The sequence below is a fragment of the Paraburkholderia atlantica genome (assembly GCF_009362785.1).
Classification (GTDB): domain Bacteria; phylum Pseudomonadota; class Gammaproteobacteria; order Burkholderiales; family Burkholderiaceae; genus Paraburkholderia; species Paraburkholderia atlantica.
Genome location: NZ_WHNQ01000006.1, coordinates 285,713 through 309,976, shown reverse-complemented (window position 1 = coordinate 309,976; position 24,264 = coordinate 285,713). Strand labels below are relative to the sequence as shown.

Sequence of the window (24,264 nt, the reverse complement as noted above, 5' to 3'; positions counted from 1 at the left end):
GGGGTCCAGACAAATCCGGATGATTGCGAGCTACGCCTGGCTCTAACGTTGCTGACTGGGGAGGGAAAACGTGAAGTTCTCGATGAAAACCGAAATCCGCGCAAACGATGTTTCGACGATCGAGCATGCAATGAAGTCGGTGGACCCCGACGCGAAAGTCGCGGTCGACGTTGGCGCGCAAAGCGTGAGCGTCGACTCGTGGTTGATGCCCGAGGAGTTTCTCGTCGCGTTCCACGACGAGGACTACGACGTGGCCATCAAGGAGTGGTGACACGAACGACGCTCGCGGCGGTATCGCGGCGGGTGGATAGCTGACGCGAGGAACGCGGTGCAGCGTGCCGCGAAGCGGGAAGGGCAAGCGTCGTGCGCGGTGCGAGTCGATCAGACGGGCAGAATCTCAGCGATGACGACGATCACGACGGCGGCGTTGGCGGGACCCTGGCTATGCGAGAACGCCGAACGCGCATGTCCAGCCTTGTCACCAAGCACGGCGGCGAACAGATCCGACGCGCCGTCGACCACGGCAGGCTGATCGTAAAAACCATTGGCGGAACTGACGTGCCCCTCGACGCGAACGATGTGATGCAGGCGCTCGAAGCCGCCGAGATGCCGCGAGATCTGCGCGAGCACGTTGAGCCCGGCGAGTTGGGCCGCCTTGCGGCCCTGTTCGAGCGTCAGGGTCTCGCCGACGCGCCCCGTATAGACCATCTTGCCGGCGGACAGCGGCACCTGCCCGGAGACGAAGAGCAGGTTGCCGGCTTCGCTGACAGCCGTATAGCTGCCGAGCGGTTGCGGCGGAGCAGGCAGTTCGAGACCGAGTTCGGCGAGTTTCTGTTGGACGGACATGATGAACTCCTTGAGTGTGGTGTCGAGTGCGGGCGGCGCTAGACCATTTACTGGCCTGCGCTCTGGCCGCCGTCCACGTGCAGGATTTCGCCAGTCACGAACGGTGCCGAGTCGAGATACAGGATCGCATTGACGATGTCACTCATGTCGCCCATGCGCCCGACCGGATGCATCGCGGCGAGCGTCGCGTGCGATTCGGCGGGATGCATCGGCGATTTGATGATGCCGGGCGACACCGCATTGGCGCGGATACCGGCGCGCGCATATTCGATGGCGAGCGAACGTGTCGCGGCATTCAGACCGCCTTTCGTCAGCGACGCGAGCACCGACGGCACCTTGCTGTTTGCCTTTTCCGCGAGCGTCGTGGTCACGCTGACCACGTGGCCGGTGCCATGCTTCTGCATCGCTTCGATCGCGTATTGGGTAATGTAAAAGAAGCCGTTCAGGTTCACGTTCAGGATCGCCGCGTAGTCTTCGGCGGTGTACTGCGTGAAAGGCTTCGCGATGAAGATGCCCGCGTTGTTGACGAGTGTATCGACGCGGCCGAAGTGCTCGATGGCAGCGTCGACGACGCGGCGAGCGGTAGTAGCGTCGCCGAGGTCGCCGGCCACGGCGACATAGTCGGCCTCGACGGCCGGTGCGATCGAACGAGCCGTGGCGACGACGCGATGACCCTGCGCGCGGAAAGCCTTGACGGTTTCAGCGCCGATGCCTTGCGATGCGCCGGTAACGATGACAACCTTGGAAGTGCTCATGGTTTGTCTCACAGTGTGATTGATTCGGCCTGCTGGCCGTTCGAATCGATGGACCCGATGCAGCGCACTGTAGGCGCATCCGCCGCGAATTCGAACACACACCGTGGACAAAGAGTCTTGCGCCACGAGAACAAATCTCGTGGAATCGGCGCCGGTTACAGCCAGCGCCAGATGCCCGCCGGCCAACCGGAGAGAGGGATATGCGCCCAGGTCGCCACGAGCCAGAAAACCACGCCGCCAACCAGCGCGTGCATGCCGAACCCACCCAGCCGCGCGCGGCCGGCGGCGATCGCCGCGAACGGCAGATAGCTCGTCTTCGATTCCCATGCGGGCCACAGATCGGGTTGCAGCCGCCGCTTCTTGCGGTCCTGCAATGCGGCGCCGACCAGCGCGAGGATGATGATCGCCCCGGCAAGCACGATGTTTCGGGTGACCGGGAGCACGGCGATATGGCACAGCCCCCACAGCGCGAACGACCACATCATCGGGTGACGTGTGACCGCGTACACGCCGTGCGCCGCTTCGGGCAGAGCGGCGGGCCGGCCACCGGTGGGCAACGCCGGGTTGCGGATCAGCGAACCCATCAGAAGGATCGATGCGATCAGCATGACCACGGTCACAACCGCCCACAGCACGTTGCCTGCCGGCCATAGCGGCTCGGAGACGGGCGTCCGGTCGTAAGCCATGACCATCCAGCCGAAAGTCAGAATCGCGATCAGCGAATAGACGCCCATGGCGGCCCGTTCGCCGATTGCCCGGACCATACCGGCCCGCAGCGGATGGGACAGGAGAAAGTGGCTGCCGACAAAAGCGAACGCCGCCACGACAAGTGTGCTTTCCATGGGCCCGGCTCCTCGAGTCAGATGTTCGGTCGAACGTGTGCACTGGAGAATACTACTTCGTGTGCCGCAATGAGCGCGGCAAGCCCTTCGCGAGTTCGATTGGCGCGTGCGGGCAGCCGGCTTGGGTTACTAGCCTTTGCACGGCCCGTCGACGGGACGTGAGCCGCCCGTCGTTAAAGAGAGTAGATGATCGATCGATCGCTGAAGTCAACTTTGCAAGGCAGAGAGATCATGTTCAGCCGGAATGCCCTCATGGGTAGTCTCATCGTCGCAACGGCGGGGACACTCGCCATCGGATCGGCCGCGCAGGCGGGGCAATGGGCACCGCGTCGGGGTGCGCTCCCTGGAGGATTTAGACCAAGAATGGGTTTACTGATGACGAGGATGGACTAGGGTGACCTTTCCACGCAATAAATTAAACGTCTCAGGTCATTGGATGAAAAGAACCCAGGATCGCAAAGCGTGAAGGTAAACCCGCAGAGCAAACATCCCGGCGCTGACTATCATACAAATGTCCTATCTCGACGATATTGACAATATGGATGCGTTCGCAATTCGGGTCATCCTTGCCGATGACCACCCCGTCATGCTCAGCGGCATCTCGCATGAGTTTGCAGAGGTGAAGACGATCCAGCTGGTCGGTACAGCGAGGAATTCGACTGAGTTGATCGCGCTTCTCACGAGCACACAATGCGACGTTCTCGTATCCGATTACGCAATGCCTGCCGGCGAATACGGTGATGGAATCGCGCTGTTCTCTCTGATCAAACGTCGCTATCCCGCGATCAAGATCGTCGTTCTAACCATGCTGGACAACCCGGCGGTGATACGTGCGCTCGTTACACAAGGTGTAACGTGCATCGTCAGCAAATCCGATGCTGGCACCCACCTTATTCCTGCCGTTCATGCCGTCCATAGCGGCGGCAAATATTATTCGCCAACGATCAATCAGATCGTCCAGTCGATCGACTGGAACCGTCGGGGCAGGGGCTCATCGGACGTGCTGAGTCAGCGCGAATCCGAAGTTGTGCGTCTGTTTGCATCCGGGCTGACTGTGAACGAGATTGCCGAGAAATTGAGTCGCAGCAAGAAAACCATCAGCACGCAGAAATCGAAGGCGATGGAAAAACTCGGCATTGAACGAGAAGTCGATCTGTTTCGGTACGCGATGGAAAATGGGCTCGTGACTTCGTCGCAGAAGACGTCTGACAGTTCTTCCTCCACAGAATAAATGCGGGACGCGACTCCGTTTTTCAAAAGTAAATCTCTTACGGGACGCTTGCATTTTTGCGGATCTGCATTCCGTCGTTGGCCGGATAGTCGCTCTGAAGAACGCATGCGTGGCAAGTGCAAGTCCGCGATTCCTGGCTGTCGCAGTGACGTAGGCGCGTCTGTCCTTTGGAAGCACCGCGAACGTACGCCCGTCCTATTTTCTGAAATTCCTCACTTATAAGACTGAGCCTATTACTGATCCGATGCGGCGTAGATAAAGTCTACGCCCGTCCATTGTCAATAGGACACGACACGAGAAGCACGACGTGGAAATGCACTTGAGTTTCCGCCACGGTTGATCTGCGCTGCGATCAGCCGCGTTTTTTTATAGGGGCTCATTGACAGCGTCTGTCGTAAGGCGGCAGCGCAGCAGAAACGTATGGAAAGCCATCGCTCAGATGGCTGAGTTGACCGGGCAGGGTAATCGACAGGGGCGGCATCACCTGCGTACGAGCCGATGACACGGTGCTTCGCGGCTCGCTTTGGTCATCGGGTCTGGTCACGCGAACCCCTCATTTTTAATGGCGTCTCCGACGCCTCAAATTACATTGCTACGGAAGTCGGTTATGACCACATCAAGAATCCGCGTAATACTCGCAGACGATCATCCAGTGATTCTCGAAGGGGTGCGATACGAACTCGAAAGAAGCAGCACGATCTCGGTTGTTGGCACGGCGAAAAATTCGACCGAACTGATGGCCGCTCTCACCAACTCGCCTTGCGACGTGGTTGTCTCGGACTACGTGATGCCCGGCGGACGTTATGGCGACGGACTGGCGCTTTTCGCGGCCATTCGCCAGCACTCTCCGCACGTGCGCGTGGTTGTGCTGAGCATGATGGAAAATCCGGCGGTTGTGCGCCTGCTGATGCAAGGAGGTCACTCCTGTATTTTCAGCAAGGCTGATCCGATCAGCAACCTGACGATCGCGGTACATGCCGCCTACGCGAATGGTCGCTATCTGTCGCCGCGCATGGCGGCGATCTCAGACACGATCAAACCGGGTGCGCGCGGCAACACCGCCGGAGCCGCATTGACGCGCTGTGAACTGGAGGTCGTACGCCTGTTTGTTTCCGGGATGACCGTAACGGAAATTGGCGAGCTTTTGCGTCGCAGTAAAAAAACGATCAGTACGCAAAAAAGCACGGCAATGCTCAAACTGAGTATCGAACGAGACGCGGACCTGGTGCGTTATGGAATCGAAAGCGGATTGGTGTCGTCCGCGGAGCCGGCTAATTCGTAGCACAGCGCGACTCGTAAGTGTTTGGGGTCTCAGGCTCAATTCAGCGTGAGCATGACCCGAGTCCCGACTTCCCTGCGACGCTGCCGCTGTCGGACCGAGCGACTGCGGCCGAATGAGGGCACTCCATATCAGCAAATCATCTGTCGCGATCACAAATGATCGCGGCCACTACCCATCGAGCACCGAGTCTCCAGCCCGTAGGACTTTCCACGTCGCAGGCCGCCTGAAGCGGCGTTGTTGAATCTCAGCGCCGCAACATCCCAGGTGGCAAGTGCTGGGCAAGACAAAATCCGACAGAGTGTTGATAATACAACGTAAGGCGATAAATACACTACACACCATGTCCTTAAACACGACATTAGTACTATAATGTCGTGTATAAGATTTCTTCGAACTCGATCATCCCCAAGGCGCTTTCCCATGACCCTCGAAGCCGATATCGAAGTCGCCCGTCAGAACGCGCCCGACACGCAGACGCTTTATCGCGAAGTCTGCGCGCTGCTGTTTTTCCGCTACGGCGAAACTCCGACCGCGAACCGCCTGTATCAGTTGGTGCGCAAAGGCAGCATGAGCGCGCCGGCCAGGGCGTTGCGCGATTTCTGGAGCGACGTGCGTGACAAAACGCGCGTCGACGTCGGCCGTCCGGATTTGCCGCCCGAGGTCGCAGCGGCCGCCGGCGAATTCGCGGCGCAGATGTGGCGTCTATCCAGCGACGCTGCGACCGCCGCGCTCGACGTATTCAGGCAGGACGCCGACGCGCAAATCGCCGCGGCGAAAGAACAGGCCGAGCAACGAGACAGGCAGCGTCAGGAAGCCGTCGACGAGGCAGAACAGTCGGCCAACGACGCCGCGACCCTGCGCACCCGGATTGCCGGTCTCGAGGCGCGGATCGTCGAGCTGCAAACCGCCAACGACATGCTGGCAGCGCAACTGACGACATCGAAGGAAGAAATCGCGGCAGGAGCCGCCGCGCTCGCCGATGCCCGCCGCGATTTCGCCGACGAACTGGCGAAGCTGCGCCGCTCGCACGAGCAGAACGAGCAGCGGCTCGCCGCGGCGGAAAAGCGCGCATTGCTGGAAATCGACGGTGAACGGGCCGCGGCGCAACATCTGCGCAAGGAGCTTCAGGCGAGTCATGAACGGGCGGCGACGCTCGAAGCCGAAGCGCGAACCGAGCGCGACGCGCTGCGGGATGAGTTGGCCGCATCGAAGGCGGAACTGGCTGCCTCTGCGGCGCGGCATGCCGAGACCCGCGGGCAGCTCGCGGAAAAGGATGCGTTGCTGACTGAACGGGCGGCTGCGACCGACCTGCTGCGCCAGCGCATCTACACGCTGTCGCGGCAGATCGAGACCACGCGAACGGAAAGAACATCCGCGCGCCCTGCCCGCCGCGCCCGCGGAAAATCATCCGCGCAAGGCCGCGCAGCGGCGGGTTTCTCAGGCGGACCGTTCGTCAAACGTTCGTCCAACGCCAAACCACCCGAGTCGCAATAAGTGGCACAAGTGGCCACCTCGAATTCGACAAAACCGGTTATTCCACCAAACCAGTCGACCGTCTAATCTGATCTCACGTTAATCCCACCGCAAGGACGGTCAACATGAAGATCATGCACGTCGACGCCAGCGCGAAGCGCGAGCGATCCAATTCCCGCGCACTCGCCCGCTATTTTCTCGAGCGTCTGCGCGAAGAGCGCGTCGAGTTCGACGTCGACTATCTGGATGTGACGGTCGATACACCACCACACGTCAACGAAGCGTTCGCGATCGCCACCTACACGGCCGCGCAGGAGCGCACGGCCGCGATGCGGGCGACGCTGGCGGCGTCGGATGCGCTGTGTGCGCGCCTGCTCGCCGCCGACGCGCTGGTGTTCGCCATGCCGATGTACAACTGGTCGATGCCGTCGGTGTTCAAGGCGTTCATCGACAGCGTCACGCGGACCGGCGTGACCTACCTGCACGCGGAAGACGGCCACATCGTCGGGCAGCTCGGCCGCCACAAGGTGTTGTTCATCACGAGCCGCGGCGCGGATCTGCGCGCGGGCTCGCCGTATGAATCGATGGATGCGCTAACGCCCGCGCTGAAGGCGGCATTCGGTTTTCTTGGCGTCGCCGCGCCGACTTTCGTCAATGCGCAGCCGCTACAGTTCGCCAATCCCGAAGCGCGGACCGCGGCGCTCGAACGAGCGCGTGAAGAATTGGCCACGGTTGCGGCGCAGTGGGCACAAGGCGAACGGGTGGCAAACCAGCAAGCCGAGGCGTTGTGCCAGACTGTCGTGGAGTGAAGCTATGAATACGATCCGCACTCTATTCGCGTCGGCACTGCTCGCCGGCGCGGCGCTCGCGGGAACGTGGCAGTCCGCCTTTGCCGCCGACACCGGTGAGGCGAGCGCTGCCCCTCACGAAACCATCGCCCCCGCTTTCGCCGTACCGATCGCGAACGTGCCGGGCAAGACGATGACCGCGCTCGTCGTCGACTATGTGCCGGGCGGCAAATCGGCGCCGCATCGGCATGGCCAGGCGTTCGTGGTGGGCTATGTGCTGTCGGGCGCGATCCGCAGCCGTGTCGATAGCGGGGCCGAGCGGGTCTACCATGCGGGCGAATCGTGGACCGAGAAGCCCGGCGCGCATCACATGGTCAGCGAGAACGCGAGCACGACCGAGCCCGCAAAACTGCTGGCGATTTTCGTCGCGGATACGAACGACCAACACCTGGTGACGTTCGATAAAAAATGACTGTCATCGGGCGGCGGCACTCGCCGCCCGCGCGGATCGATGCAAGTGCAACGAGCCGCGCGCCACGCTGCGTCAGAAGCGCGGATGACACTCGAAACTGACCGACGACGCGTGCGCGGTCATCGCGCTGACGCCGCTGACGGTCTCCCTGTTCACGCTGCTTTGCATGCCGCGACGATCGCAGTAGTCGCGCGCCTCGTTCATCGCGAGTTCATGCGCGCGCGCCCAGGCCATGCGCCCACCGGTCGCGCTCGCGGCGACCGTGTAGCTGCCGGCCTTGCCGCTCGCGACCACATCCGTGCTCGACGCACAGCCGACCAGACTCGCGCATGCGAGCGCAACCGCGACCGCTGCGCGCATGCGCGTGAGCAGCGGCGCCCTCTTCCTTTCTGCGCCTGCCACTTTCGCGACGCGCTCGGCTTCACATTCCCGCACCGTTTTGCACGCTTCGGCAAGACTGTCCGAACCCTGATTCGACATCGTGGATCACCTGCATTTTTAACTGATTAGTCAGGCAGTAATTATCCGGAATCGTTCGCGCAAGATCAGCCGATACAACCGAAAACACTGTTGCGCGGCTCTTAACAATGGACACAAGCGCGATGCCGCGACGACGTCCGCAATGAGCGGACCATGTGGTTCACGAAAGAGCTTCCAGAATCCCTTTTGAGCGTTTAGTCTGTAGCGATGCCTGTTCGACGGACAGGCATATCGAACCGCGGACCCCACCACATAGCGGCATACACCGGTCGCCGAACCGGAGGAGACATATATGGATCTCGAGGCACGTACCCTTCACCGCGTCACGATGCGGCTCATCCCGTTTCTGATGCTGTGCTACTTCATCGCTTATCTGGATCGCGTCAACGTCGGCTTCGCCGCGTTGCAGATGAACAAGGCGCTCGATCTGTCCGCGAGCGCGTTCGGCTTCGGCGCGGGCGTGTTCTTTCTCGCGTACTTCTTTTTCGAAGTGCCGTCGAACCTGCTGCTCGAACGATTCGGCGCACGCCGCTGGATCGCGCGAATCATGTTCTCGTGGGGCATTCTCGCGGGCGCGATGGCCTTCATTCCGGACATCGCGCGCTTCACCGGGCTCTCGCCCGCGCACGTGTTTTACGGCCTGCGGATTCTGCTCGGCATCGCCGAGGCCGGCTTTTTCCCGGGCATCATTTTTCTGCTGACCTTGTGGTTTCCAGCCGCGTATCGCGGGCGCGTGGTCGGCTATTTCATGGCGGCAATTCCGCTATCGACGGTGATCGGCGGCCCGATCTCCGGCGCGCTGCTTTCGCTCGACGGCATCGGTGGGCTCGGCGGCTGGCAGTGGCTGTATCTGATCGAGGCGGCGCCCGCGGTATTGCTGTCGTTCGCGGTGCTGTTCTATCTGACCGACAAGCCCGCCGATGCCACCTGGCTCAGCACCGAGGAGCGCGACTGGCTGATCGCGCGCCAGAAGCAGGAGCGTGAGCATCGCGAGGCGGTGCGCCACTTCAGCGTGAAGGAGGCGCTGATCAATCCGCGCGTGCTCGCCATCGCGCTGATCTATTTTGGCGCGAATGCGACCAACTACGGCCTGAGCTTCTTCCTGCCGCAGATCGTGAAGGCCTTCGGTCTGACCAATCTCCAGACGGGTTTCGTCACGTCGCTGCCGTACGTGATCGGGCTCATCGGCATGATCGTGTGGGGGCGGCATTCGGATCGCCACCTGGAGCGCCGCTGGCACGTCGCGATTGCGCTGTTCATTGCGGCTGGCGGCATCGCGGTCTCGGCCGGACTCGACAATCCGGTGCTGAAGATGGTTGCGCTGTCGATTGCCGGCTTCGGCATCTTCGGTTGCCTGCCGGTGATCTGGACCTTGCCGGCCGCGTTCCTGTCGGGCGCGGCGGCTGCGGGCGGCATCGCCGCGATCAATTCGCTCGGCAATCTGGCGGGTTTCTTCGGCCCGTTCGCGATGGGCTGGATCAAGGACAGCACCGGCGGCTTCGGCGCCGGGCTGCTATGCCTCTCGGGAGCGGGGCTGATCGGGATGGCGGCGGTGCTGTTGCTGCATCACGACACGTCGCTCGAGACGGTGCATGGGAATCCGCATGCGCGGCCGTCGGGTGAAGCGGGCGTCGCGAGACCTTAGCCCTTCTGCCTCACCGAGTTCGATACGCACCCGGGCAGCGCGCCCGGGTCGCATTCAGTTCGCCCCGCTGCCGTTATTCGACCTTTCGCCGCCCTGAGCGCGCGCATCGGGCGGCACGACGTCGTCTGGCGTCGGGGTCGGCGCGAGCGCGGCCGCACCGCCGCCATGCGTTTCACCGTCGACGGTATTACCGGGCGGGGTCGTGGGAGCCGCTTCCGACCCAGGCGCCGGCAGCAACGGCGGCATTTCGCGCACTTCGCCCTGCACCGCGGACGCGCCCGCTGCCTCTGACGCCGCCGGTGCAGCCACGGCAGACGCCGGCGGCGCCACCGGTGCGCGCCGCGCCGGAGCACGCGCCACGACCTGCTTGTCCGGCTGCGCCGGCGTGCGCGCGAACAGGCTCTCGATCCAGTTGCGCAAACGCTCGGCGCGCTCCGCGAACCAGCCGGGCTGCTGTGCGGTATCGAATTTCATGTGGCTGTCGACGAGCCGCGAGCGCTGCGCGCGCTGGAAGAAATCGCCGACGATCGGCAGCGCGCTATGCGCCCCCTGCCCCCAGTAATCGCTGCGCAACGTCACGCGGCTGTCATTGAAGCCGACCCACGCCCCCGCCACCAGTTGCGGTTGCATCAGGATGAACCAGCCATCCGCGTTGCCCTGGGTCGTGCCGGTCTTGCCCGCGACGTCGCCGCGCACGCCGAAGCGCGTGCGGATACTCGCGCCGGTGCCGCGGCTGACGACGTCGCGCATCACGTCGACGAGCGTGCGCGCCGCGTCGGCGGGCAACTCGCGCCTCGGCGTGGCCGGGCTGAATTCGGCGAGCAGATTGCCGTTGCGGTCCTCGATGCGCGTGACCATCAGCGGCTCGACGTAGCCGCCGAGGTTCGCGATCGTGCTGTACGCCGACACCATTTCCTTCAGCGTGACCGGGCTCGTGCCGAGCGCAAGCGACGGCACCGGGTCGAGCTGGCTGTCGCGCACGCCCATCGCCCGCGCGAGCTTCGCGACCCGGTTCGGACCGACCGACTCCATCACCTGCGCGGTGATGCGGTTGCGCGAATACGCGAGCGCATCGCGCAGGCTGATCATGCGGCCGCTCGGCTCGTCCTCGTCGTTCGGCTTCCAGAGTTCGCCGCCGGCGAGTTCGATCTGGACCGGATTGTCGGGCAGTTTGTCGTCGGGCTTCGCGCCGGCCTCGAAGGCCGCCGCGTAGACGAACGGCTTGAACGTCGAGCCCGGCTGACGGCGCGCCTGCTGCACGTGATCGAACGGATCAACGCCAAAGTCGCGGCTGCCGACCCACGCCTTGATCTCGCCGGTGCGCGGGTCCATCGCGAGGAAGTCGGCCTGCACGCGCGTCTTCGTGTCGCACACGCTTTGCACGAGCTTGCGATCGGCGAGCAGGTGTTTGAGCGCGTCGTCGTCGGACAGGCCCGTATCCCTGGCCGCGCGGAAGTCGGGCGTTTCGCGCAGGAACGTGCGCAGCAGGTCCTTGTCCGCCGAGCAGCCCGCGCGCGTGCCCCACGCCGAGTTCGCGATGTTCTGCAACTGGTTGCCCTGCAGCGTGACCGCCTGGGTCGCCATCGTCTGGAGGAGCGAGTCGATCGTCGTGCGCACGACGAGTCCATCGGAATAGATGTTGTAGTCGTTGCGATCAGCCCACGCGACCAGCCATTTGCGCAGCTGCTGCGTGAAGTGCGGCGCGGGTCCGGGCGGCTCGATCTGGCGCTCGAAGTCCAGACGCAGCGGCTTGCGGGCGAGCCCGTCGTACTGGGCGGGCGTCAGTTTGCCGTACTTGACCAGCTGCGCGAGCACCGTATTGCGCCGCTGCAACGCGCGCTCGGGGTTCAGGACCGGGTTGTAGTACGCGTTGCCCTTCAGCATGCCGGTCAGCGTCGCCGCTTCGAGCACGTTCAGTTCGGACGCGGACTTGTCGAAATAGGTGCGCGCGGCCATTTCGATGCCGTACGCGTTGTACAGGAACGGCACCGTGTTCAGGTAGGTTTCGAGGATCTCGTCCTTCGTGTAGAACGCCTCGATCTTCAGCGCGGTGATCGCTTCCTTCAGCTTGCGCGTCAGCGTCGGCGCACGGCCGATTTCGTCGGGATACAGATTGCGCGCGAGCTGCTGGGTGATCGTCGAGCCGCCCTGGCGGTCGCCGGAGAACGTGTGCAGCGCCGCCGAAGCGGTGCGCCGCCAGTCGAGTCCGAAATGCTGATAGAAGCGGTGATCCTCGGTCGCGATCAGCGCGTTGACGACGTTCGGCGAGATGTCCTTCAGCTTGACCCACTCGCGGTTCGACGGCTTGAACTCGGCGAGCAGCTTGCCGTCCGCCGACAGGATCTGCGCGGGCTGCTCGATCTTCGCCTTGCGGATGTCGCCGATGCTCGGCGTGAACGGAATCAGCAGCAGCATGTACAGCACGAACAGCACCGGCAGCGCGGCGAGCCCCCACGCGAACGTGCGGCGGGTCGGGTGGCGCAAATGCCACGCGGCCTTCGCGAACAGCGGGTTCGCGAGGGTCAGCCCTTTGTCGAGGGCCGCCAGAAAGGAGGAAAAGAGGCGCTTCACGTGCTGTCGTCGGCTGGGAAAGGCGCAATCGTACCAAGATGTGGGGAGTGCGCCGATTTTTGCTCCATTCGTGGGATGGAGTGCGGCTCCGGCGGGCCACTATAATGTCGCCAATTCCGACAAGAGGTGCTTCATGATCATCAAACCGCGTGTGCGTGGCTTCATCTGTGTATCGACCCATCCGACCGGCTGCGAAGCCAACGTCAAGGAACAGATCGAGTATGTGAAGGCACGCGGCCCCATTGCCAACGGGCCGAAGAAGGTGCTCGTGATCGGTGCGTCGACCGGCTATGGCCTCGCCGCGCGCATCAGCGCCGCGTTCGGCTCGGGCGCGTCGACCCTCGGCGTGTTCTTCGAGCGCGCCGGCAGCGAAACCAAGGCTGGCACGGCCGGCTGGTACAACACCGCGGCGTTCGAGAAGTTCGCCACCGCCGAAGGCCTGTACGCGACCAGCATCAACGGCGACGCGTTCTCCGACGAAGTGAAGGCGCGCACCATCGAAGTGATCAAGCGCGATCTCGGCCAGGTCGATCTGGTCGTCTATAGCCTCGCGGCGCCGAAGCGCCAGCACCCGAAAACGGGTGAAGTGTTCAGCTCGGTCCTTAAGCCGATCGGCAAGGCAGTCAATCTGCGCGGCATCGACACCGACAAGGAAGTGATCAAGGAAACCGTGCTCGAACCGGCGACGCCGGAAGAAATCGCGCACACGGTCGCGGTGATGGGCGGCGAAGACTGGCAGATGTGGATGGACGCGTTGGGCGAAGCCGGCGTACTTGCCGACGGCGCGAAGACCACCGCGTTCACCTACCTCGGCGAAAAGATCACGCACGACATCTACTGGAACGGCTCGATCGGCGCGGCCAAGAAGGATCTCGACCAGAAGGTGCTCGGCATCCGTGAAAAGCTCGCGGCCAGCGGCGGCGATGCGCGTGTCTCGGTGCTGAAGGCGGTCGTCACGCAGGCGAGCTCGGCGATTCCGATGATGCCGCTGTATCTGTCGCTGCTCTTCAAGGTGATGAAGGAAAAAGGCACGCACGAAGGCTGCATCGAGCAGGTCTACGGCCTTTACAAGGACAGCCTCTATGGCAGCCAGCCGCATCTGGACGACGAAGGCCGTCTGCGCGCGGACTACAAGGAACTCGATCCGCAGGTGCAAGGCCGCGTGCAGGAGCTGTGGAACCAGGTGACCAACGACAACATCTACGAACTCACCGATTTCGCCGGCTACAAGACCGATTTCCTGCGTCTGTTCGGCTTTGAAATGAAGGGCGTCGATTACGAGGCGGACGTCAATCCGGACGTGCAGATTCCGAATCTCGTGCAGGTTTGATTCATAGGGGGCGGGCCCGCTTCGCGAGCTCGCCCCCTGCTGTTGCCCCCGCCTTACTCCCTCCCCTCACTCCTTCCACACGTCAGCACGGATACGCGCCCTGCAACGAGCGCAGAATCGCGAGCCCGATCGGAAAATCGTCGGAAATGCCCGGGTGCTTCGCGAAGAACGCATCGAGCAGCGGATAGACCGTCTGGTTGCCGATTGCCAGCGTTTCTGGCGGACAGAACAGCTGCGGCTGTTTCCGCGAGACCAGATCGCCGTTCGCCCAGCCGAACGCATTGATCGTGCCGGTGATGTACGCCGCATAGATCGAGTTGTTGTCGGCGTGCGCCCATTTCTTGTATTGGGCGGCAGTCATCTCGGCGCTCGCGTTCAGAGTGAAGCACGCCGTCAGCACGGCCAGCGCGAATTTCGTTACCCGCATCGTTGGACCTTCAATGTCGCTAAATGGGCGCCATTGTAGGCGACGCGGGGTACACCGCGCAGCAGCCGTCGGCGCGGCAACGCGAAAGCAATGCGTAAGCGTTAAAGGCGGATTCCGTAAGCATCGGCGAGTTGTCGAAGCGCCCGCGAATCAACGATTACGGCGTGCCGTTACGGCAATACCTGCGATACCCGTCGCGCTCGGCCAGGCGCGTCATATAAGCGGCTACCGCCGGCAAATCGTCGTGCTGCTGCGGCGTTTCGAGCCAGCGGTTCGCGGACAGCGCGATCGGAATATCGGCGAGCGAGAACGCCTCGCCCGCGATATACGCGCCGGTGCGCGCGAGTTGCTGCTCGACGATCGCCATATGCTTCGACCAGTTCGCACACGACGCGGCGATCTGCCGCGGGTCCTGATGCTCGGGCGAATGCCGCACGAGCGCCAGAAACGCGTAGCCCCACGAGCGGTTCAATTCGCTCGCCTGCCAGTCGATCCATTGATCGCAGCGCGCGCGCTCGACCGGATCGGCCGGATAGAGCCCGTCACCGCGATAACGGTTCGCGAGGTAACGGATGATCGAGTTCGATTCCCACAGCACGAAGTTGCCGTCGCGAATCACGGGGACCATCGCGTTCGGATTGAGCGCGCGGAATTCGGCGACATCGGTCGAGCGAAAGCCCGAACCCCAGTCTTCCTGCTCGAACGCAAGTCCGAGTTCCGCGCAGGTCCACAGCACCTTGCGCACGTTGATCGAGGTGGTCTTGCCGAGTATCTGCAGCATCGGTGGTTGTATGTCGCGTCGGTAAAACGGGTTGAAGGAATCAAACCCGGAAGCCAGGGAGTTTGCCTTGCGCGCGGCGCGGCGTCATCCGCTTTTCAGCGTCGCCTGTTCACGGATCATGTCGTACAGCGCCTGCGCTGCCGGCGACAACTGCGCGGTCTTGCGCGCGACCAGCACCAGTGTGCGCGACACGGTGGGCTGCGTGAGCTCGACGGTGCGCACGGTCGGATACGCGCCCTTTTGCAGCGCGAGCGCGGGCACCACGGCCACGCCGACACGCTGCGCGACGAGCCCGAGCGCGGTCGAACTGCGCTGCACCTCGTAGAACGACCGCAGCGCGAGCTCGCTGGATTCCAACGCGACGTCGAGCAGCGCGCGGTTGCCGCTGACCTCGCCGGCGAAAATCAGCGGGAACGCCTGCAACTGCCGCCATGCGATGCGCCGCCGCTTCGCGAGCGGATGGTCTTCGTGGCAGATCAGCACATAGCGGTCTTCGGTGAGCGGCACGCTGGCGAGATCGGGATGATGCTCGCGCGCGATGTTGATGCCGAACTCGACCTCCCTGCGCAATACGGCCTCTTCCACCGCCGCCGACGCGTGATCGAGAATCTTGATGCGATTGTGCGGATAGCGCGCCGAATAGGCCTGCAGGATGCGCGGCAGATATTGCACGCCGACGGTCGGCACGCACGCGATCGACACGTCGCCGCGTCGCGCGATGCCCGTTTCGCGAATTTCGACGAGCGCGTCGGCCAGCTCGCCGAGCAGCCGGCGCGCGTGCGGCAGAAAATTGCGGCCGATTTCGGTGAGCGCCATCGAACGTGTGGTGCGCTCGATCAGTGTGACGCCGAGATAGGTTTCGAGCTTGCGCAGCCGCTGCGTAATCGCGGTTTGCGTTACGTGTAGCGAATCCGCCGCGCTCTGAAAACTGCCGCGATCGGCAATCGCGACGAACGCCTGGACGCCGAGCGTGTCGATTTTCATTAGAAAAATGAAGTAATCGGAATCATAAATTCATTTTACTCTGGGCTGAGAGCGGCCGAGAATGACCGCAACGAACCCCGCGAAGGAGCCAAAGATGACCGGCAAAACCACCAGCGAGCACAGCGATTGGCACGCGAAGCAGTACACGCTGTTCGAGAACGAGCGCACGCGGCCGGTGCGCGATCTGCTCTCGGCCGTGCCGTTGGACGGTGCCCGGCTCGCGGTCGATATCGGCTGCGGACCGGGCAACTCGACCGAGGTGCTGGCGGAGCGGGTGCCGGGTGCGTCCGTCAGCGGCATCGACAGCTCGGCCGACATGATCGCGGCGGCCCGTCGGCGGTTGCCGCAATTCCGCTTCGACATCAGCGAAGTGTCGACGTGGGACGCACGCGGCCCCTTCGACGTGATCCTCGCGAACGCGGTACTGCAATGGGTGCCGGACCACGAGCGGCTGTTCCCCGCGCTGGTGGCAAAACTCGCGACGGGCGGCAGCCTCGCCGTGCAGATGCCCGTCAATCTCGACGAACCGGCGCACCGGCTGCTGCGCGAAATCGCCGCCGATGGGCCTTGGGCGTCCAGGCTGAAGGGTGTCGGGCGCACCATGCGCCACGACGCGAACTGGTACTACGCGCTGCTCAAGCCGCTGTGCGCGCGCGTCGACGTGTGGCGCACGGTCTATCACCACCCGCTCGCAGGCGCCGACGCAGTGGTCGAATGGTTCAAGGGCAGCGCGCTGCGGCCGTTTCTCGCCGCGCTCGACGACGCCGAACGCAGCGCGTTTCTTCAACGCTATCGCGACGGAATCGCCAAAGCCTACCCGGCGCTCGCCGATGGCACGGTGCTGCTGCCGTTTCCGCGGCTTTTCATCGTCGCGACGCGTGGCGAACGGTGAGGCCGCGCCCGGGAACCGGCGCCAGCCGCTGAACGCCGCGCGGCGGGGTTCAGGCGAGTCCTCCGAGGTCGATCGGGCGTCCCGCGCACGTCGCGGATGCATCGCCCGAAAGCCAGCCTGTTGCGGTGCCGCACGCTAGGGTTGGTCAGGAATTGCCGCCCGGGAATTCCGCATGCTAATGTTTATAAAAGCGGAGGACGGCGCCCGCCGGCCTCACCGGGAAGCCATTTACTGCAGCGAGCGTCGCCATGAGTGATGTACGCCAACATCTGAGTCCCCGTGACCGCCTGGAGCTGCTGTGCTGGCTCACATGCGGAAGCCTCGGCGCTTATTATCTGAACGAAGACTGGCCCGACGCGGCCTTTCACGTGCAGTCCGCGCACAAGTGGCTCGACCGCCGCGCCCGCGAAGCCGACTGGCTGTGCATCGCGAAGCTGTCAGCCACCGCCGTCGAAATCGCGCGGCGCCACGCGCGCTTCGTCGATACCGACTGGGCGCGCGACGCGGTCGAGGAAATTCTCGATACCGACGAACTCGATCCGCAAGCCCGGCTCGTCCGGCAGGTGATAGCCGACTGCCAGAGCGCGCTGGCCGACAAGCGGATCGCCGATTAGCCGCGGGCCGGCTTTCCTTCCTTTTTTGCGGTGTTCCAGGGGCCAATTTGTTGGCCCCTTTTGCGTTGTGGCGCGCTTCCGCGCACGATGCGCGACTTGAAGTCGGTAAAAAATGCGGCACACACCGTCGGGCGTGATCTTTGGCCGGCCGGTTCGCGCAATTGCCGCGACCGCCCCGCCCTTCATTCCTCGACCATCGTCTTCAACTTCAGCAGCGCCTGATCCCACTGCCGCGAAATCGCGTCGAGCGCGCGGCGCGCCGCGTCCAGATGCGCCGGCTCGAACGCCCACAGGCGCTCGCGTCCGACCTTGACATCGTGAACGAGGCCCGCGTCGGCCAGCACCTGCAGATGCTGCGTGACCGACTGCCGTGTGATGTCGGTGCCGGCCGTCAGCTGCGCGATCGACATCGCACTGCCCGCGCACAAGGCCGCGACCAGACGCAGGCGCGTTTCGTCACCGAGCGCCGCGAATACCACCGCCGAACGGCGCAGCGTCGCCGCCTTGAGACCCGCCTGCGCGGAGCCCGCCTTAACCCGCGCCGACATATCGTTCGATATTGACCATCTGCTGTTCCCAGCCGCCGGCGTTCAGCCGGAACGCTTCCGCGCGGCGCCCGACCGGCAACTGGTCGAAGCCCGATTCGACGACGCGCAGCAGCGTGCCGGACTCGACCTCGCTCAGATCGAATTCGACGAGCGTGGTCGGCTCGGGTGTGTAGTCGATCGTGATGTCGATCGCGGCCGGATGCCAGCGCCACGACAGATGATGATCGGGCTCGACACGCTCGACCAGCACGTCCATCACCAGATGCTCATAGCCCGGATAGGTGATGTGCCCCTGCGTGGATTGCCCGGCGACGAACTGCTTGCCGGTGAGGTTCACGCCGAACCATTTGCCGAATTCCTCGGCGTTGGCCAGTGCGCGCCAGACGCGCGAGCGCGGCGCCTTCAACAGAATCTGCTTTTCGATGCGATCGGTCGATGAGTTCATATGCAGCCTCCTGGCTGCATATTAGAAACACCGTCGCTGATATGCAAATATTCGACTGCGCTTTTTCTACCGCATCATGCATGCGGCGCCGGCCCGACCTAGCGCCGCGCGCCGTACCTCACTCCGTCGCATGCGCATGCATGACACCGGTCTGCATCGACCACGCCATCCACGGCCGGCGCAGCGCGACGATCGCAAGGAAGGCGCACGCCGACAGCGTGCCGAACGTCGCGAAGCCCATCTGATAGCTGCCGGTGCTCTCCTTCGCGATGCCCATCACGACCGGCAGATAGAAGCCGCCGATCCCGCCCGCCGCGCCGACGATGCCGGACATCAAACCGGTGCGGCCGGCCCAGCGATGCGGCACCAGCTGGAACGTCGCGCCATTGCCGAGTCCGAACGCGACGTACATGCACAGCAGCAACGCGATGCCGCCCGCGAACGACGGCATCGCCGTCGCGAACAGGAAGTCACAAATCGCGATGCTCGCGAGCAGCACGGTCAGCGCGCGCACGCCCGACACGCGGTCGGCAATCAGGCCGCCGAGCGGACGAACCATCGCGCCGGTCGCGGCGAGCAGCGCCATGAACAGACCCGCGTCGATCTTCGACAGTTGATACAGGTTGGTCAGCAGCAGCGACACGTACGAAGACATGCCGACGAACCCGCCGAACGTGATGCTATAGACGAGCATGATGACCCACGTATCGCGTTCGGCAAGCACCGAGCGGTAGCGTTGCGGCAGCACCGCGATTGCGAGCAGCGCGCCGATCACCGGTAACAGCAGCACGCCGGTCTTGCCCGCGCCGAACAGCCCCGCTTCGACGAGCAGCACGAGCACGATCAGGCCGGCCAGCGTCGTCGCGAAACTGCCGAACGCGCGCAGCACGCTGCCGGTTTTGACGCCCGCGTCGTTGGCCCAGAAGTACAGCGTGATCGCGGCGATCGCGAGCAGCGGCAAGGCGCCGCCCGCGGCGAGTTGCCAACCGTAGCGCGTGGCCAGTTGTGGGAACAGGAAGCCGTCGAGCACCGCGCCGATGTTGCCGGCCGCGGCCAGGCCCAATACGAGGCCCTGCACCTTCGGCGGATAGTTGCTGCCGGCCATCGGCAGCGCGACCGCGAAGCTGGCGCCGCCAACCCCGAGGAACACGCCGAGCACCAGCAGCATTTCGTACGACGGCACCGATTGCAGCAACGGCAGCACGATCGTCGGTACCGCCGATAGCAACACGCCCATCAACGCAATGCGTTTGCCATGCGCGGACTGATACAGATTGCCGAGCGTCACGCGTAGAATCGCCGCGGACAACACCGGCACCGCGACCAGCAGACCCTGCTGCGCGGGCGTCATCGCGATGCTCTTGCTGATGAACGGCGCGAGCGGCCCATACAGCACCCAGACGGTGAAGCCCGTGTCGAAATACAGAAAGCAGGCGACCAGTGCGCGCCAATCGCCGCTTCGCAGGGAGTGCATCACGTTTTTCATCAGAGATCCTCGGTAAATAAAATGCCTGGTGGTCCGGTTGCTGCGTTACTTGTGTTGCACCGGCATGTCGTCCGGAGTTTTAGCCGGGACTCGACATGCAAGCGTCATGCCATCATGCTGTGTGTTTTGAGGCCTTTTTTAAGGCCTTTTTCGAAACGCGTCGGCGGCTCAATACACGTCGCGTGCATAGCGCTTTTCGCGCGTCAGACGGCTCACGTATTCGAGTGCTTTCTCTTCGCTCATGCCACCGTGCGTCGTGATGACGTCCTTCAGCGCCGCATCGACATCGCGCGCCATCCGGTTCGCGTCGCCGCATACATAGAAATGCGCACCGTCTTCGAGCCATGCCCACAGTTGCGCACCGTGCTCGCGCATGCGGTCCTGCACATAGATCTTGTCGGCCTGGTCACGCGAGAACGCGACGTCGAGTCGGGTCAGCAGACCGCTCGCGCGCATCGCTTCGAGTTCGTCGCGATAGTAGAAGTCGGTCGCGGCATGTTGTTCGCCGAAGAACAGCCAGTTGCGTCCGCGTTCGCCGCGTGCCTGCCGTTCGTGCAGAAAGCCGCGAAACGGTGCGATGCCGGTGCCGGGGCCGACCATGATCATCGGCGTGTCCGGGTGATGAGGAGGACGAAAGTGCGCGGACTTTTGCACGAACACGGGAACCTCGGCGTCGCTTGCGCGATCCGCGAGAAACGTCGACGAAACGCCCTTGCGGTGCCGCCGTCCGTTGCTGTAACGCACCGCCGATACCGTCAGATGCACCTCGCCCGGATGCGCCTTCGGGCTCGATGCGATCGAATACAGGCGCGGCTGCAGGCGCTTCAGCATGCCGGTGAGTTCGGCGGCCGAGAGCTCCACCGGAAACTCGTGCAATACGTCGGCGAGCTGCTGTCCCCATAGCCATTGCTTCAGATCCGCCTTGCGTTCGGGCGCGAGCAAATCGCCCAGCGCGCCGTTGCGGCTGCGCGCGGCGACGAACGCGAGCGCTTCGGCGCTCGGCCGCGCGATTTCGTAATGCTTGGTGAGCGCATCGGCGAGCCGCATGTCGCCGATACCCGTGACATGCACCGATGCCTCCGCGTGCAGACCGCTCAGCGCGATCAGTTCGTCCACGAGTTCGGGGCAGTTGCTCGGCCACACGCCGAGCGCATCGCCCGCTTCGTATTCGAGGTTCGTCTCGCCCGTTTGCAGCGACACGTAGCGCGTATCCTTCGCGGCGCCCTGCCGGTTCAGTCGCAGATTGCCGACAACGCGCGACGCTGCCGGCCGCGCCTTGGTCGGCACCGCGCCCACCACCGCGTTGATCATGCCGCCCGGCGGCAGAGCATGCAGCGCGGCATCCGCCTGCTTGATGCAGACGATCACGCGTTCGAGCCATGCATCGGCGCTCGACTGATATTCGATATCGCAATCGACGCGCTCGGTCAGACGCAGCGCGCCCTGCGCGGCGAGCCGCTCGTCGAGCCGACGGCCGTGACCGCAAAACTGATCGTAGTTGCGATCGCCGAGCGCAAGCACCGCGAAACGCACGCCGTCGAGGCGCGGCGCCGTGGCGGCGTTCAGATGCGTCCAGAAGTCCTGCGCGTTGTCGGGCGCATCGCCGTCGCCGAACGTGCTGGTCATCAACAGCACGTATTGCGCCTTCGCGAGCGCCGCGAACGGATAGTCGGCCATGCACGCGGTGCGGATTTCGAAGCCCGATTCCATCAGGCGCGTCGCGTAACGCTCGGTCAGCGATTCGGTGTTACCGGTTTGCGAGGCCCACAACAGCGTGACCTTCGGCCGTGCGCGCACGATGCGCACGCCCGATTCGGATGCCTCTTCTTGCGCGGCATTCGACGGCAATGCCGCGCCTGGAGTCCGGACCGTCGTCGCGCTGCGGCTATACAGTCCCGCAAGCAGACCATCGACATAGAGCCGCTTCACCGCATCGAACGGTGCGCTGTGCGGCAGCACCGGCACGTTGTCGAGACCTTGCGCTTCAGACGAACGCAGGCCACTGACGAAACCCGCCAGATACGCGCGCTCCGGATCGCTGAGCGTGGGCATCGCTACGGGCTCGGGCGGCAATTGCAGCAAAGTCGTGAGGGCTTCGATACGAGGCATGGGTTGATCCTTGGCACTGGGCGCTAAAACCGCTGCGTCGGTGAAGGTAGAGAGCGCGTCGTCCTTGCGTGTGTCCGCGACGCGATCGGCCGTCACCGGACTCAGCGCGACCGCGCAGACTTTCAGTTCGGGCTGTAGTGAAACCGGATCGACCGCGTCGTTGGTCACCGCGTTGATGCACAGCTCGTCGCCGAACACGTCGTTCCAGTGCATCGGCGCGAAGCACTGACCCGCGCTCACCCGATCGGTGACGACGGCAGGCAGCACCGCGCGGCCGCGCCGCGAACGGATCTCGACCGCGTCTTTCGCGCGAATGCCGAGTTCGGCCGCGTCGTGCGGATGAATCTCGACGAACGGTCCCGGGTTCAGCTTGTTCAGCATCGCGACCTTGCCGGACTTGGTCATCGTGTGCCATTGATGCTGCACGCGGCCCGTGTTCAACACGATCGGAAACTCACGATCGGGCAGCTCGGCCGCGGGCTGATACGCGCGCGCGAAAAACTTCGCCCTGCCGCTCGCGGTCGGAAAAGCAATGCGCGGGCGGCTGCCATCTTCGGACTCTCCGAGCGTCTGGCTCACGCCGTCATTCAGATAGCGAAGCGGATTGCGCTCGGACGAATCCGCCGACGCGATCGGCCACTGCAGCGGCGCATCCTTCAAGCGACGATGACTCGCGCCGCGCAGGTCGTAGCCGGTCGCGGGGTTCGCCGCACGCGTGAGTTCGGCGAACACTTCGTCGGCGCTCGCATAGCTGAACGCATCGGCAAAGCCCATTTCACCCGCGATGCGCGCGATGATCTGCCAGTCGGGCAACGCCGCGCCGGGCGGCTCGATGGCCTGCTGCATCAGCGTCAGATTGCGCTCCGAATTGACCATCACGCCTTCGGCTTCGGCCCACAAAGCGCCTGGCAGCAGCACGTCGGCGTAGCGATTCGTTTCGGTGTCGAGGAACGCGTCCTGCGCGATCACGAGTTCGGCCGCACGCAAGCCGGCGATCGCGGTCTGCCGGTTCGCGACGGTCGCGACCGGATTCGTGCAGATGATCCAGCACGCCTTGATGTCGCCCGCGGCCATGCGCGCGAACAGGTCGATCGTGCCGTTGCCCGCGTCCGCTTTGAGCGTGCCCGGAGCGATGCCCCACAGCGCTTCGATGAACGCGCGATCTTCGGCGACCAGCGCCGAACGCTGGCCCGGCAACCCGGGGCCCATGTAGCCCATTTCGCGGCCGCCCATCGCGTTCGGCTGGCCCGTCAGCGAGAACGGTCCACTGCCGCGCCGGCAGATACGGCCCGTCGCCAGATGCAGATTGCACAGCGCATTGGTGTGCCACGTGCCGTGCGTGCTCTGGTTCAGGCCCATCGTCCAGCAGCTCATCCAGTCTTTGGCCGACGCGATCATCTGCGCGGCGCGACGGATGTCGTCGGCGGCGAGGCCCGTGATGCGGGCGACGTTCTCCGGCGTATACCCGGCCAGAAAAGCGGGCATCGCGTCCCAGCCTTCGGTATGTTCGGCGATGAAAGCCGCATCCGTTGCGCCGTTTTCGTGCAGCAGATGCAGCAGACCGTTGAGCAACGCGAGGTCGGTGCCGGGTTTGATCTGCAGGAACAGATCGGCTTTCTCGGCGGTTATATTGCGGCGCGGATCGACGACGATCAGCTTCGCGCCCGCCTTCACGCGATCCATCATGCGCAGGAACAGAATCGGATGACAGTCGGCCATATTCGCGCCGCTGACGAAAAACAGATCCGCGTGATCGAAGTCTTCGTACGAGCCGGGCGGTCCGTCCGCACCGAGCGACAACTTGTAGCCGCTCGCCGCGCTCGCCATGCACAAACGAGAATTTGCTTCGATATTGTTCGTGCCAATAAAGCCCTTCGCGAGCTTGTTGACCAGATACTGCGCTTCGAGCGACATCTGCCCTGACACATAAAACGACACCGCATCGGGACCATGCTCGTCGATCACACGCCGCAGACGCGCCGCGGTGTCGCTCAACGCCTGCGCCATCGGCAAAGGCACCGGGTCTTCGTCGCGCGCATGTCGTACGAACGCGCCTTCGAGACGCCCCGACTTGCGCAGCGCGACGTGAGCCGACTGCCCTTTGGTGCAGAGCCGGCCGAAGTTGGCCGGATGCTCCTTGTCGCCGGCGATCTTCACGACCTGGCCGTCCTCGACGTGCAGCACCATGCCGCAGCCGACACCGCAATACGGACACACGCTCTTTACGCTGGTAGCTGTCATGCGCGAATGATCTGGTTAGAAC

22 protein-coding genes are annotated in these 24,264 nt (G+C 63.8%); 10 read left to right on the top strand and 12 right to left on the bottom strand.

The genetic code is table 11. The annotated features are described in order from the left end of the window. Positions 1-70 precede the first annotated feature (70 nt). Positions 71-271 carry a hypothetical protein gene (locus tag GCT19_RS12080; protein ID WP_013089498.1) on the top strand — a complete coding sequence of 67 codons (201 nt, stop codon included), beginning with the start codon at positions 71-73 and terminating at the stop codon, positions 269-271. A 110-nt stretch (positions 272-381) separates the two neighbouring features. Here GCT19_RS12080 and GCT19_RS12075 read toward each other — a convergent pair whose 3' ends face one another. The 3 genes from GCT19_RS12075 to GCT19_RS12065 all read right to left on the bottom strand — a co-directional run bounded on the left by GCT19_RS12075 (position 382) and on the right by GCT19_RS12065 (position 2,443). Continuing rightward, entirely contained in the window at positions 382-846 is a 465-nt protein-coding gene (locus tag GCT19_RS12075) for a RidA family protein (protein ID WP_018434568.1), read from the bottom strand. A 47-nt stretch (positions 847-893) separates the two neighbouring features. Beyond that, positions 894-1,601: an SDR family NAD(P)-dependent oxidoreductase gene (locus tag GCT19_RS12070; protein ID WP_018434567.1), complete on the bottom strand. Its 708-nt coding sequence runs from the start codon at positions 1,599-1,601 to the stop codon at positions 894-896. Between the two features lie 155 nt (positions 1,602-1,756). Beyond that, positions 1,757-2,443, bottom strand: coding sequence for an NnrU family protein (locus GCT19_RS12065; RefSeq protein WP_018434566.1), 687 nt, complete (start codon positions 2,441-2,443; stop codon positions 1,757-1,759). A 511-nt stretch (positions 2,444-2,954) separates the two neighbouring features. Here GCT19_RS12065 and GCT19_RS12060 point away from each other — a divergent pair. The 5 genes from GCT19_RS12060 to GCT19_RS12040 all read left to right on the top strand — a co-directional run bounded on the left by GCT19_RS12060 (position 2,955) and on the right by GCT19_RS12040 (position 7,689). After that, complete coding sequence (locus tag GCT19_RS12060) at positions 2,955-3,674, top strand: response regulator transcription factor (RefSeq protein ID WP_013089494.1); 720 nt, start codon at positions 2,955-2,957, stop codon at positions 3,672-3,674. A gap of 607 nt (positions 3,675-4,281) precedes the next feature. Continuing rightward, positions 4,282-4,956 (top strand): response regulator transcription factor, encoded by a 675-nt coding sequence (locus tag GCT19_RS12055; RefSeq protein ID WP_026228506.1) that lies wholly within the window; start codon positions 4,282-4,284, stop codon positions 4,954-4,956. Between the two features lie 420 nt (positions 4,957-5,376). Next, a complete protein-coding gene (locus tag GCT19_RS12050) occupies positions 5,377-6,450 on the top strand; it encodes a DNA-binding protein (protein ID WP_018434564.1) in 1,074 nt (357 codons plus the stop codon). A gap of 104 nt (positions 6,451-6,554) precedes the next feature. Beyond that, positions 6,555-7,238, top strand: a complete 684-nt coding sequence (locus GCT19_RS12045; RefSeq protein ID WP_018434563.1) for an FMN-dependent NADH-azoreductase — start codon at positions 6,555-6,557, stop codon at positions 7,236-7,238. A gap of 4 nt (positions 7,239-7,242) precedes the next feature. Beyond that, entirely contained in the window at positions 7,243-7,689 is a 447-nt protein-coding gene (locus GCT19_RS12040; protein ID WP_018434562.1) for a cupin domain-containing protein, read from the top strand. A 72-nt stretch (positions 7,690-7,761) separates the two neighbouring features. On the opposite strand, the gene GCT19_RS12035 is transcribed toward GCT19_RS12040, so the two are convergent. Further along, entirely contained in the window at positions 7,762-8,169 is a 408-nt protein-coding gene (locus GCT19_RS12035; protein WP_018434561.1) for a hypothetical protein, read from the bottom strand. Positions 8,170-8,461: 292 nt separating this feature from the next. Here GCT19_RS12035 and GCT19_RS12030 point away from each other — a divergent pair, with 292 nt between their 5' ends. Further along, positions 8,462-9,814, top strand: a complete 1,353-nt coding sequence (locus GCT19_RS12030) for an MFS transporter (RefSeq protein WP_018434560.1) — start codon at positions 8,462-8,464, stop codon at positions 9,812-9,814. A 54-nt stretch (positions 9,815-9,868) separates the two neighbouring features. On the opposite strand, the gene GCT19_RS12025 is transcribed toward GCT19_RS12030, so the two are convergent. Then, a complete protein-coding gene (locus tag GCT19_RS12025; RefSeq protein ID WP_321576790.1) occupies positions 9,869-12,385 on the bottom strand; it encodes a penicillin-binding protein 1A in 2,517 nt (838 codons plus the stop codon). A 133-nt stretch (positions 12,386-12,518) separates the two neighbouring features. Between GCT19_RS12025 and fabV the strand changes: the two genes are divergently transcribed. Continuing rightward, a complete protein-coding gene (gene fabV / locus GCT19_RS12020) occupies positions 12,519-13,715 on the top strand; it encodes an enoyl-ACP reductase FabV (protein ID WP_018434558.1) in 1,197 nt (398 codons plus the stop codon). 82 nt (positions 13,716-13,797) lie between these two features. Here fabV and GCT19_RS12015 read toward each other — a convergent pair whose 3' ends face one another. The 3 genes from GCT19_RS12015 to GCT19_RS12005 all read right to left on the bottom strand — a co-directional run bounded on the left by GCT19_RS12015 (position 13,798) and on the right by GCT19_RS12005 (position 15,907). Next, complete coding sequence (locus GCT19_RS12015; RefSeq protein WP_013089486.1) at positions 13,798-14,142, bottom strand: hypothetical protein; 345 nt, start codon at positions 14,140-14,142, stop codon at positions 13,798-13,800. Positions 14,143-14,299: 157 nt separating this feature from the next. Continuing rightward, positions 14,300-14,923, bottom strand: coding sequence for a glutathione S-transferase family protein (locus GCT19_RS12010; RefSeq protein ID WP_152852055.1), 624 nt, complete (start codon positions 14,921-14,923; stop codon positions 14,300-14,302). Between the two features lie 84 nt (positions 14,924-15,007). After that, positions 15,008-15,907 carry a LysR family transcriptional regulator gene (locus GCT19_RS12005; protein ID WP_152852054.1) on the bottom strand — a complete coding sequence of 300 codons (900 nt, stop codon included), beginning with the start codon at positions 15,905-15,907 and terminating at the stop codon, positions 15,008-15,010. Between the two features lie 94 nt (positions 15,908-16,001). Here GCT19_RS12005 and tam point away from each other — a divergent pair, with 94 nt between their 5' ends. After that, entirely contained in the window at positions 16,002-16,799 is a 798-nt protein-coding gene (tam, locus tag GCT19_RS12000; protein ID WP_152852053.1) for a trans-aconitate 2-methyltransferase, read from the top strand. A gap of 248 nt (positions 16,800-17,047) precedes the next feature. Continuing rightward, positions 17,048-17,413 (top strand): hypothetical protein, encoded by a 366-nt coding sequence (locus tag GCT19_RS11995; protein WP_013089482.1) that lies wholly within the window; start codon positions 17,048-17,050, stop codon positions 17,411-17,413. Between the two features lie 182 nt (positions 17,414-17,595). Here the strand turns inward: GCT19_RS11995 and GCT19_RS11990 are convergent, their stop codons facing one another. The 4 genes from GCT19_RS11990 to GCT19_RS11975 all read right to left on the bottom strand — a co-directional run bounded on the left by GCT19_RS11990 (position 17,596) and on the right by GCT19_RS11975 (position 24,242). Then, positions 17,596-17,961 (bottom strand): ArsR/SmtB family transcription factor, encoded by a 366-nt coding sequence (locus GCT19_RS11990; RefSeq protein WP_018434554.1) that lies wholly within the window; start codon positions 17,959-17,961, stop codon positions 17,596-17,598. Beyond that, entirely contained in the window at positions 17,945-18,406 is a 462-nt protein-coding gene (locus GCT19_RS11985; RefSeq protein WP_018434553.1) for an SRPBCC family protein, read from the bottom strand. The genes GCT19_RS11990 and GCT19_RS11985 overlap by 17 nt, the downstream gene beginning before the upstream one ends. Positions 18,407-18,524: 118 nt before the next feature. Then, entirely contained in the window at positions 18,525-19,892 is a 1,368-nt protein-coding gene (locus tag GCT19_RS11980; RefSeq protein ID WP_018434552.1) for an MFS transporter, read from the bottom strand. A gap of 168 nt (positions 19,893-20,060) precedes the next feature. Beyond that, entirely contained in the window at positions 20,061-24,242 is a 4,182-nt protein-coding gene (locus GCT19_RS11975; RefSeq protein ID WP_152852052.1) for a bifunctional nitrate reductase/sulfite reductase flavoprotein subunit alpha, read from the bottom strand. Positions 24,243-24,264 lie beyond the last annotated feature (22 nt).

Coding starts and splice junctions, on each gene's coding strand:
- GCT19_RS12075 (WP_018434568.1), bottom strand. CDS start 846: ATGTCCGTCCAACAGAAACTCGCCGAACTCGGTCTCGAACTGCCTGCT.
- GCT19_RS12070 (WP_018434567.1), bottom strand. CDS start 1,601: ATGAGCACTTCCAAGGTTGTCATCGTTACCGGCGCATCGCAAGGCATC.
- GCT19_RS12065 (WP_018434566.1), bottom strand. CDS start 2,443: ATGGAAAGCACACTTGTCGTGGCGGCGTTCGCTTTTGTCGGCAGCCAC.
- GCT19_RS12060 (WP_013089494.1), top strand. CDS start 2,955: ATGTCCTATCTCGACGATATTGACAATATGGATGCGTTCGCAATTCGG.
- GCT19_RS12055 (WP_026228506.1), top strand. CDS start 4,282: ATGACCACATCAAGAATCCGCGTAATACTCGCAGACGATCATCCAGTG.
- GCT19_RS12050 (WP_018434564.1), top strand. CDS start 5,377: ATGACCCTCGAAGCCGATATCGAAGTCGCCCGTCAGAACGCGCCCGAC.
- GCT19_RS12045 (WP_018434563.1), top strand. CDS start 6,555: ATGAAGATCATGCACGTCGACGCCAGCGCGAAGCGCGAGCGATCCAAT.
- GCT19_RS12040 (WP_018434562.1), top strand. CDS start 7,243: ATGAATACGATCCGCACTCTATTCGCGTCGGCACTGCTCGCCGGCGCG.
- GCT19_RS12035 (WP_018434561.1), bottom strand. CDS start 8,169: ATGTCGAATCAGGGTTCGGACAGTCTTGCCGAAGCGTGCAAAACGGTG.
- GCT19_RS12030 (WP_018434560.1), top strand. CDS start 8,462: ATGGATCTCGAGGCACGTACCCTTCACCGCGTCACGATGCGGCTCATC.
- fabV (WP_018434558.1), top strand. CDS start 12,519: ATGATCATCAAACCGCGTGTGCGTGGCTTCATCTGTGTATCGACCCAT.
- GCT19_RS12015 (WP_013089486.1), bottom strand. CDS start 14,142: ATGCGGGTAACGAAATTCGCGCTGGCCGTGCTGACGGCGTGCTTCACT.
- GCT19_RS12010 (WP_152852055.1), bottom strand. CDS start 14,923: ATGCTGCAGATACTCGGCAAGACCACCTCGATCAACGTGCGCAAGGTG.
- GCT19_RS12005 (WP_152852054.1), bottom strand. CDS start 15,907: ATGAAAATCGACACGCTCGGCGTCCAGGCGTTCGTCGCGATTGCCGAT.
- tam (WP_152852053.1), top strand. CDS start 16,002: ATGACCGGCAAAACCACCAGCGAGCACAGCGATTGGCACGCGAAGCAG.
- GCT19_RS11995 (WP_013089482.1), top strand. CDS start 17,048: ATGAGTGATGTACGCCAACATCTGAGTCCCCGTGACCGCCTGGAGCTG.
- GCT19_RS11990 (WP_018434554.1), bottom strand. CDS start 17,961: ATGTCGGCGCGGGTTAAGGCGGGCTCCGCGCAGGCGGGTCTCAAGGCG.
- GCT19_RS11985 (WP_018434553.1), bottom strand. CDS start 18,406: ATGAACTCATCGACCGATCGCATCGAAAAGCAGATTCTGTTGAAGGCG.
- GCT19_RS11980 (WP_018434552.1), bottom strand. CDS start 19,892: ATGAAAAACGTGATGCACTCCCTGCGAAGCGGCGATTGGCGCGCACTG.
- GCT19_RS11975 (WP_152852052.1), bottom strand. CDS start 24,242: ATGACAGCTACCAGCGTAAAGAGCGTGTGTCCGTATTGCGGTGTCGGC.